Below are 8,139 nucleotides of genomic sequence, written 5' to 3' on the forward strand. Positions count from 1 at the left end.
CCCCCTCGCCCCCCACACCAGGACCCCGGGTGTCTCCTGGCACCGTGCCAGGAGGGAGAGGCCCGCTTCGTCAGGGGGCAGCCGGGCTCGCGACGCGCCGCGACGAGAAGCCGGGGTGTCTCATGTTTCGGCGTCGCTTACGTGACAGCCCGAAGGGCCAGGGGGCAATCGCCGCGCGAGGGCTTTGACGCGGAAAGTCGCCCCTCCCATACTCGGGAGCCGCTCCCAACCCCCCTTGGAGAACCCCGTCGATATGGAACTCGAGGCCGCCCTGCGCGACCAGGTGGGACAGGCCATTGGCCGTCCCGTTTCCGATGCTCCCATCAAGAAGCTGAAGGGAGACGCGAGCAATCGTTCGTACTACCGCGTCGGCGCGCCCCCGGAGAGCTGGGTGGTGATGGTGATGCCGCTGGACGCGACGAAGAAGAGCGAGGAAGCCACCAAGGGTGAGCCTCCGAAGGAACTGCCCTTCGTCAACGTGCACCGCTACCTGAACAAGCTCGGCGTGCGCGTGCCCGCCATCCTCCGCTACGACGAGCCGGCGGGGATGATGGTGATTGAAGACCTGAGCGACATCACCTTCGAGGCCGCGCTGGAAGGCGGCAAGCACAACCACGCGCTCTACACCCGCGCGGTGGACCTGCTCGCGCGGCTGCGGGTGCAGGCGGAGAAGAACCAGGACCCGGACTGCCTGGCCTTCACGCGCTCGTTCGACGAGGACCTGTACGACTGGGAGCTTCACCACTTCCGCGAGTGGGGCCTGGAGGCGTGGAGCGGCAAGCTGCCCACGGACGCCGAGCGCGCCTGGTTGGACTCGACGTTCCGCGACATCGCGAAGCAGCTCGCCGCCGCGCCCCGGGGCTTCACGCACCGCGACTACCAGAGCCGCAACATCATGGTGAAGGAGGGCGAGCTGGTGGTCATCGACTTCCAGGACGCGCTCCAGGGCCCGCGCCAGTACGACCTGGTGGCGCTGCTGCGCGACAGCTACGTGGAGCTGGACCGGGACTTCGTGGACGCGATGCTGGACCGCTACATCGCCACGTTCCAGGAGGCGAGCGGCGAGAAGATAGAAGCGGTGGAGTTCAAGGCGTTCTTCGATTTGCTCACCGTGCAGCGCAAGCTGAAGGACGCGGGCCGCTTCGAGTACATCAACCGCGTGAAGGGCAACCCGGGCTTCCTCGTCTCCATCCCCGCGTCGCTGCGCTACGTGCGCGAGGCGTTCCGTCGGCGGCCGGAGCTGCGTGAGTTGCAGGAGCTGGTGGCGAAGTACGTCCCCGAGCTGGCGGCCTGAGCCACCCACTCGGCTGAAGAGGGGAGTCGACAATGAAGGCGATGGTCCTCTGCGCGGGGCTGGGAACCCGCCTGCGTCCGTTGACGGAGCGCTGGCCCAAGCCGGCGCTCCCTTTGCTGGGGCAGCCGCTGCTCCGCTACCACCTGGCGGTGCTGAAGGCCGCGGGCGTCACGGCGGTGGGCATCAACACCCACCACCTGCCGGACACCATGGAGGAGGTGGCTCGCGAAGAGTGTGAGCGCGCGAAGCTGCCGCTGCACGTGGTGCGCGAGCCCGTCATCCAGGGCACCGGCGGCGGCATCCGAGGCCTGCGCGACTTCCTCTCCGACGGAGACTTCCTCGTCTTCAACGGCGACATCCTCTACCCGGTGGACCTGCGTCCCGTGGTGGCGATGCACCAGGCGTCCGGAGCGCTGGCGACGATGGTGCTGCTCCCGATGCCGGAGGGAGAGAAGTACGCGTCGGTGGAGCTGGATGCGTCGGGGCGCGTGCGGAGAATCGCGGGGCACGGGCCTGGAGGCGAGGGCCTGACTCCGTGGCACTTCACGGGCGTGCACGTCATGTCCCCGCGCGTCTTCGACTTCATGAGCGCCGAGGGGCCCGAGGACATCAACCGCGAGGTCTACGCGCGCGCCATGGCCCAGGGGCAGGTGGTGCGCGGCGCGCGCGTGGATGGCTACTGGTCCGACCTGGGCACGCCGTCGCGCTACCTGGCCACGGTGCGGGACGTGCTCGCGGGCCGCGTCCGGCTGGAGTGGCTGGGGGCGGACTCACCGCTCGCCGGCACGGTGCGCGGGCCGGGCTCCTCGTGGGCGCATCCGGACGCGCACGTGTGTGGAGCGAAGGTGGAGGGCCCCGCCTGGTTCGGCCGCGGCGTCACGGTGGCGGAGGGCGCCGTCGTGGGCGAGTCCGTGTCGCTGGGCGCCGGGGTGAAGGTGGACGCGGGAGCTCGGCTCCAAAGCGCCGCCGTCTTCGAGCAGACGTCGATTGCGCCCGGTGAGACGCTCACCGAGGTGCTCGCCTGGGGGGCGCACCGGATTCCCGCGCCGCTGACCGGCCGCTGACCTCCCCTGTCTCCACGCGCACGGAGCCGGCCCGGAAAGGGTCGGTTACCGCACGGCGTGCGAGCGGGCTCTGTCCTCCGCTCGAAGGTCGCCGTTTCGGACAATGGGCCCTACCTTTGGTCGCGGACAGCCTGCCTGGGCCGGGGGAGTTCGGCGCGGGAACAAGGGGAGGTCTGGGGCATGAAGTGGCGAGGTTCTCTGGGGGCCAGGCCAGCGGGGGGAGACAGCACCCACTTCCGTGTGTGGGCGCCTCGCAGGCGCAGTGTCGAAGTGGTGGTGCGAGGCGCGTCGCAGCCGCTTCCGCTGACGGGGGACGACCGAGGCTATTTCGAGGCCGTGCATCCGGTGCCCGTGGGGGCGCTGTACAAGTATCGCCTGGACTCAGGTGAAGAGTTCCCCGACCCCGCCTCGCGCTTCCAGCCCGAGGGCCCGCATGGCTTCAGCGAGGTGGTCGACCCGCACACTCACCCGTGGACGGACGGCGACTGGAAGGGGCTGGCCTGCATCCGGGGGCAGGTGCTCTACGAACTGCACCTGGGCACCTTCACGCCCGAGGGGACGTATGCGGCGGCCACCGCGAAGCTGCCGCTGCTCAAGGATTTGGGCGTCACCTGCCTGGAGTTGATGCCGCTGCACACGTTCCCCGGGCGCTTCAACTGGGGCTACGACGGCGCGCAGTTGTTCGCGCCCAGCTTCCAGTACGGACGACCGGAGGAGCTGCGCGCCTTCGTGGACGCCGCGCACGCGCTGGGGCTCGGCGTGCTGCTGGACGTCGTCTACAACCACCTGGGGCCGGACGGGAACTACCTGGCGCAGTACTCGCCCGACTACTTCACCCGCAAGTACGAGAACGAGTGGGGCGAGCCGACGAACTTCGACGACGGACCCGCGGCGGGGCCCAGTCGCGACTTCTTCATCCAGAACGCGTGTGCGTGGGTGGCCGAGTACCACTTCGACGGGCTTCGCGTGGATGCGACGCAGGCCCTGTATGACGACGGGCCGTGCCACATCGTCAAGGAGCTGACCCAGGCGGTGCGCGAGGCGAGCGGCGGGCGGGGCGTCCTCGTCATCGCGGAGAACGAACCCCAGGACGAGCTGTGCGTGAGGGCGGCGGAGCGGGGCGGCTGGGGGATGGATGCCCTCTGGGTGGATGACTTCCACCACTCCACGCGCGTCGCCGCCACGGGACGGGCGGAGGCGTACCTCCAGGACTATCGAGGCACGGCGCAGGAGCTGCTGTCGTGCGTGCTGCGCAACTCGCTCTATCAGGGGCAGTACTACCGCTGGCAGAAGAAGGCCCGGGGCAGTCCGCTGCTGCGCGTGCCGTCGAGCGCGTGCATCTTCTATCTCCAGAACCACGACCAGCTCGCGAACATGCTCCAGGGCCAGCGGCTGCACCGCCTCTGCGGGGAGCGACTGGCGCGCACGCTCACCACGCTGTGGCTCTTGCTGCCCCAGACGCCGCTGCTCTTCATGGGGCAGGAGTGGTTCGCGAACACGCCGTTCTTCTACTTCGTGGACCACAAGCCGGAGCTCCAGCCGCTGGTGCGCAAGGGACGGGAGCACTACCTCGGCCAGTTCGAGAGCGCCCGCCACGCGCTGGAGCACGAGGGCTACGTGGAGCACGTGGACGAGAAGGCCTTCCACCGCTCCCGGCTCGACTGGAGCGAGCGGGAGCGCAACGAGGGGCCGCTCACCCTGCACCGTGAGCTGCTCCGGCTGCGTCGAGAGGACCCGGTGCTCGCCCGACAGGACGGCGGCCAGCTCTCGGGGGCCGTCCTCTCACCCAACGCCTTCGTGCTGCGCTACTCGGGCGGCGAGCAGGAAGGCGACCGGCTGTTGCTCGTCAACCTGGGGAGCGAGCTGGAGCTCTCTCCGTGCCCCGAGCCCTTGTTGGCGCCACCTCGGGATGAAGGGTGGCGTGTTGGGCTGTCGAGTGAAGAGGTTCGATTCGGAGGTGCAGGCTCTTGCTCACTGGACTCACTGAGGGTCGCGACAACATGGCGCGTACCGGGGATGACCGCCCTGTGGATGACGAGCACGGGAAGGAGCCCCACGGACCGCGACACGCGGACGGGAGGATGAGCCGGGTGCGGGGCTTGCCCGAGCTGAAGTTCGCCTGGCCGGTGGGAGCGCCGGCCATCGAGGTGCTCGGCCGGGAGTGGCTGGTGACGAATGGCCTGGGGGGCTACGCGTCCAGCACGCTGGCGGGGGTGAATGCGCGCCGCTACCACGGCCTCTTCATCCCCACCCTGCCCGAGCGGGGCCGCACCGTCATGCTGTCCCGGCTGGTGGAGACCGCCCGCGTGGAGGGGCAGACCTACCGGCTGGAGGGAGAGGTGCGCGCCGACGGCACGCTGATGGGCGACACCTCGCTGCTGCACTCCTTCCGGCTGGATGGCCTCATCCCCGAATGGGAGTACGTCCTGGGTGCCACGCGCCTGCGTCGCAGGCTGGTGCTGGTGCACGGCGAGAACACGCTCTTCATCGAGTGGGCGCACCTGTCCGGGCCTCCCGTGAAGCTCCGGCTGCGGCCCTTCCCGGTGTTCCGCGTGCACGAGCACGACTTCCCGCACGGCTACTGCCAGCCGAAGGTCATCCTCCAGGGCGAGCGCATCGAGATGCTGGCGGAGAAGGACGCGCCGGCGTTGAAGTTGCGGCTGTACGCCGACGGCACGGTGCCCTTCGTGGCGCTGCCTGAAATCTCCTCGCCGCAGCTCTACCGGACGGAGCGCGCCCGGGGGATGCCGCATATTGAAACGCAGGCGAGCCCCGGCTACTTCGAGTGCACGGTGCGGCCGGGCAGCCGGCTGTCGCTCGGAGCCACGGTGGACGACTGGTCGCGGTTGGACCGCGACCCGGCCATGAGCTTCGACATGGAGCGCGAGCGCGAGTGGCGCCTCTTGGAGCGCGCGCCCGCGGCGGCGAGGACGGGCACCGCGGCGCGCCTGGTGCTCGCGGGGGACCAGTTCATCGTCGACCCCATGCGCCCGCGTGACGACGCGTGGGCCCGGGCCATTGGCGAGGATGCCCGCAGCGTCATCGCCGGCTACCCCTGGTTCACCGACTGGGGCCGCGACACGATGATTTCGTTGGAGGGGCTGACGGTGTGCTCGGGGCGCTTCCGCGAGGCGGCGGCGATTCTTCGCACCTTCCGTCACCACGTGAAGGACGGGCTGTTGCCCAACCTCTTCCCGGAGGGCGAGGCGGACGGGCTGTACCACACGGCCGACGCGACGCTCTGGCTCTTCCACGCGGTGGACCGCTACGTCACGGCCTCTGGGGACATGGAGCTCTTGCGCGAGTTCTATCCGACGTTCGAGGACATCGTCCGCAAGCACGAGCAGGGCACGCGCCACAACATCCGCATCGACCCCAAGGACGGACTGCTGACGCAGGGCGAGGAGGGCTACCAGCTCACCTGGATGGACGCGAAGGTGGACGGCTGGGTGGTGACGCCCCGGCGCGGCAAGGCCGTGGAGCTCAACGCGCTGTGGTTCAACGCCATGCGGTTGATGGCGGAGTGGGCCGCGCTCCAGGGACTGGACGCGACGCCGTACGCGCAGGCCGCGCAACGCGCCCAGGAGTCCTTCAACCAGCGCTTCTGGAATCCCGAGGAGCGGTGCCTGTACGACGTGGTGGACGGGGAAGGCGGTGGCAATGACGTCGCCGTGCGGCCCAACCAGATTTTCGCCCTGTCGCTCAAGCACCCGGTGCTCAACCCGGACCGGTGGCCGGACGTGCTGCACAAGGTGGAGACGGAGTTGCTCACGCCGGTGGGGCTGCGCTCACTGGCCTCGGACCACGACGAGTACAAGGCCACGTACGACGGAGACCTGCGCGCGCGCGACGCGGCCTACCACCAGGGCACGGTGTGGAGCTGGCTGATTGGCCACTACGTGGACGCGGCGCTGCGGGTTCAGCCGGACCGCGCCCACCTGCGGGACGTCATGGACGGCCTGGAGACCCACCTGAGACAGGCGGGCGTCGGGCAGGTGAGCGAAATCTTCGACGCCACGCCCCCCTTCAGGCCAAGGGGGTGCATCGCCCAGGCCTGGGGAGTGGCCGAGGCGCTGCGGGTCTTCCTGCGCACCGCCTGATTCGGCTCAGGCGGCGTGGTAGCGGGCGAGCACGCAGGTGACGTTGTCGTTGCCGCCCGCGGCGTTCGCCATGTCGATGAGCTGGGAGCACGCCTTGTCCAGCTCCGGCGTGCGACCCAAAATCTCCTGCATCTGCGGGTCGGTCACCATGCCGCTCAAGCCGTCCGAGCACAGCAGGAAGACGTCGCCCGGCTGCGGCTCCACGCGGGAGACGTCCACCTGGACGTTCTCCTTCATGCCGAGGGCCCGGACGATGACGTTCTTGTGCGGGAAGTTCTCGACCTCCTCCGGCGAGAGCTTCTTCGCCTTGAGGTAGTCGTTGAGCAGGGAGTGGTCCTCGGTGATCTGCTTGAGGGCTCCGGAGCGGAAGAAGTACACGCGGCTGTCACCCACGTGCCCGACGTATGCGACGTCGTTGGCGAAGTGCAGGCTGACGAGGGTCGTCCCCATGCCCTTGTACTTCGACTCGCTGCTGGCCTTCTCGAAGATGCGCGCGTTGGCGAGCTTGATACCGGTGGCCAACCGGTTCTCGTCATAGTTGCGCTGTTTATCCATCTTGAAGGGCCAGGTGCTGTCCTGGTCCTTGGACGTCATCTTGTAGAACTCACCCAACTCGTCCACGGCGATGCGACTGGCGATTTCTCCTGAGGAGTGCCCGCCCATCCCGTCCGCGACGATGAAGAGGTGCTCATCGGGCAACATGAGGAAGTTGTCCTCGTTGTGGTTCCGCTTCATCCCGACGTGGGTGCTGCCGGCTACCTCGATGCGCATGCGCGGGGACTCTTCTAAGGGGACGAGAAACTGGCGGCGCACGTTAACAAAGCGCTCGGAAAACGGTCAAAAGACGTGCTCTTGGTGCGGTCAGACAGGGGACACCGGGGCTGGGGAGGCAGGCTCGAAGCTCAAGCGGTCCCCTTCCTGGGTGCCGCTCGCGGCCAGGACGCCCGCGGGCAGTTCCAGCACGGAGCGGGCCTGGAAGTACACGGACGTCGTCCTCCAGGGCGGCAGCGCCATCATCTGCTTGACGATACGCCCCTGTGCGTCCAGGAAGGCGACGTCAATGGGGATGCGCATGAAGAACGTGTGGATGGAGTTGCAGGGCTGGATGTGGAGGCCCTCGCCCACGGCGAGCTGCTCGCGCCCCATCAGTCCCTTGAAGCGCTGGGCGAAGGAGGTGGCCTTCTCCGCCCGGTCCGCCAGCGGCTTCTGCCGCGTCTCGTTGGTCACCTTCCAGCGCATGTAGCGCGTTCTACCCCATGCTCGAGCCCCTGGCGCGTCCTCTGCATCTGGTTCTGGTCTCCCCCCAGATTCCCCCCAACACCGGCAATGTCGCCCGCCTCTGCGCGGTGACGGGCTGCCGGCTCATCCTGGTGGAGCCCCTGGGCTTCTCCATCGATGACCGGAACCTGAAGCGGGCCGGGTTGGACTACTGGGACAAGGTATTTCTACGGCTGTACCCGACTTATGGGGCGTACGTGGAGGCGTATCCGGAGGCCCGGCGGTGGTTGTTCTCGGCGCGGGCGGAGCAGACGTTGTTCGAGGCGCGGTTCGAGGAGGGGGACCACCTGGTGTTCGGCTCGGAGGTGACGGGGCTGTTGCCGGAGGTGATGGAGGGGGGGACAGGGACGGCGCTGACGATTCCGATGCTGGAGGGGCGGCGGAGCATGAACCTGTCCACGGC

7 protein-coding genes are annotated in these 8,139 nt (G+C 68.7%); 5 read left to right on the top strand and 2 right to left on the bottom strand.

What is annotated here, in order from left to right; translation table 11 throughout:
* Positions 1 to 253 precede the first annotated feature (253 nt).
* The 4 genes from HUW62_RS43750 (at position 254) to HUW62_RS43765 (ending at position 6,458) form a co-directional block, all read left to right on the top strand.
* A complete protein-coding gene (locus HUW62_RS43750) occupies positions 254 to 1,294 on the top strand; it encodes an aminoglycoside phosphotransferase family protein (protein WP_176437825.1) in 1,041 nt (346 codons plus the stop codon).
* A 32-nt stretch (positions 1,295 to 1,326) separates the two neighbouring features.
* Positions 1,327 to 2,358, top strand: a complete 1,032-nt coding sequence (locus HUW62_RS43755; RefSeq protein WP_163866856.1) for a sugar phosphate nucleotidyltransferase — start codon at positions 1,327 to 1,329, stop codon at positions 2,356 to 2,358.
* A 180-nt stretch (positions 2,359 to 2,538) separates the two neighbouring features.
* A complete protein-coding gene (gene treZ / locus HUW62_RS43760) occupies positions 2,539 to 4,443 on the top strand; it encodes a malto-oligosyltrehalose trehalohydrolase (protein ID WP_176437826.1) in 1,905 nt (634 codons plus the stop codon).
* A complete protein-coding gene (locus tag HUW62_RS43765) occupies positions 4,440 to 6,458 on the top strand; it encodes an amylo-alpha-1,6-glucosidase (protein WP_176437827.1) in 2,019 nt (672 codons plus the stop codon). Before treZ ends, HUW62_RS43765 begins: the two co-directional genes overlap by 4 nt.
* Before the next feature lie 6 nt (positions 6,459 to 6,464).
* Here the strand turns inward: HUW62_RS43765 and HUW62_RS43770 are convergent, their stop codons facing one another.
* Together HUW62_RS43770 and HUW62_RS43775 are read right to left on the bottom strand one after the other, a co-directional pair.
* Entirely contained in the window at positions 6,465 to 7,229 is a 765-nt protein-coding gene (locus HUW62_RS43770) for a Stp1/IreP family PP2C-type Ser/Thr phosphatase (protein ID WP_163866859.1), read from the bottom strand.
* Between the two features lie 90 nt (positions 7,230 to 7,319).
* Entirely contained in the window at positions 7,320 to 7,697 is a 378-nt protein-coding gene (locus tag HUW62_RS43775; RefSeq protein WP_176437828.1) for a DUF192 domain-containing protein, read from the bottom strand.
* A gap of 17 nt (positions 7,698 to 7,714) precedes the next feature.
* On the opposite strand from HUW62_RS43775, the gene HUW62_RS43780 reads away from it, so the two are divergent.
* A partial coding sequence (locus HUW62_RS43780) for a tRNA (cytidine(34)-2'-O)-methyltransferase (RefSeq protein ID WP_176437829.1) occupies positions 7,715 to 8,139 on the top strand: 425 nt, incomplete at its 3' end.

Source organism: Myxococcus sp. AM011, from assembly GCF_013372595.1.
Classification (GTDB): Bacteria; Myxococcota; Myxococcia; order Myxococcales; family Myxococcaceae; genus Myxococcus; species Myxococcus eversor.

Excerpts from the sequence above, each read along its gene's own strand:
- HUW62_RS43775 (WP_176437828.1), bottom strand. The coding sequence starts at position 7,697 with ATGCGCTGGAAGGTGACCAACGAGACGCGGCAGAAGCCGCTGGCGGAC.
- HUW62_RS43765 (WP_176437827.1), top strand. The coding sequence starts at position 4,440 with ATGAGCCGGGTGCGGGGCTTGCCCGAGCTGAAGTTCGCCTGGCCGGTG.
- HUW62_RS43755 (WP_163866856.1), top strand. The coding sequence starts at position 1,327 with ATGAAGGCGATGGTCCTCTGCGCGGGGCTGGGAACCCGCCTGCGTCCG.
- treZ (WP_176437826.1), top strand. The coding sequence starts at position 2,539 with ATGAAGTGGCGAGGTTCTCTGGGGGCCAGGCCAGCGGGGGGAGACAGC.
- HUW62_RS43750 (WP_176437825.1), top strand. The coding sequence starts at position 254 with ATGGAACTCGAGGCCGCCCTGCGCGACCAGGTGGGACAGGCCATTGGC.
- HUW62_RS43770 (WP_163866859.1), bottom strand. The coding sequence starts at position 7,229 with ATGCGCATCGAGGTAGCCGGCAGCACCCACGTCGGGATGAAGCGGAAC.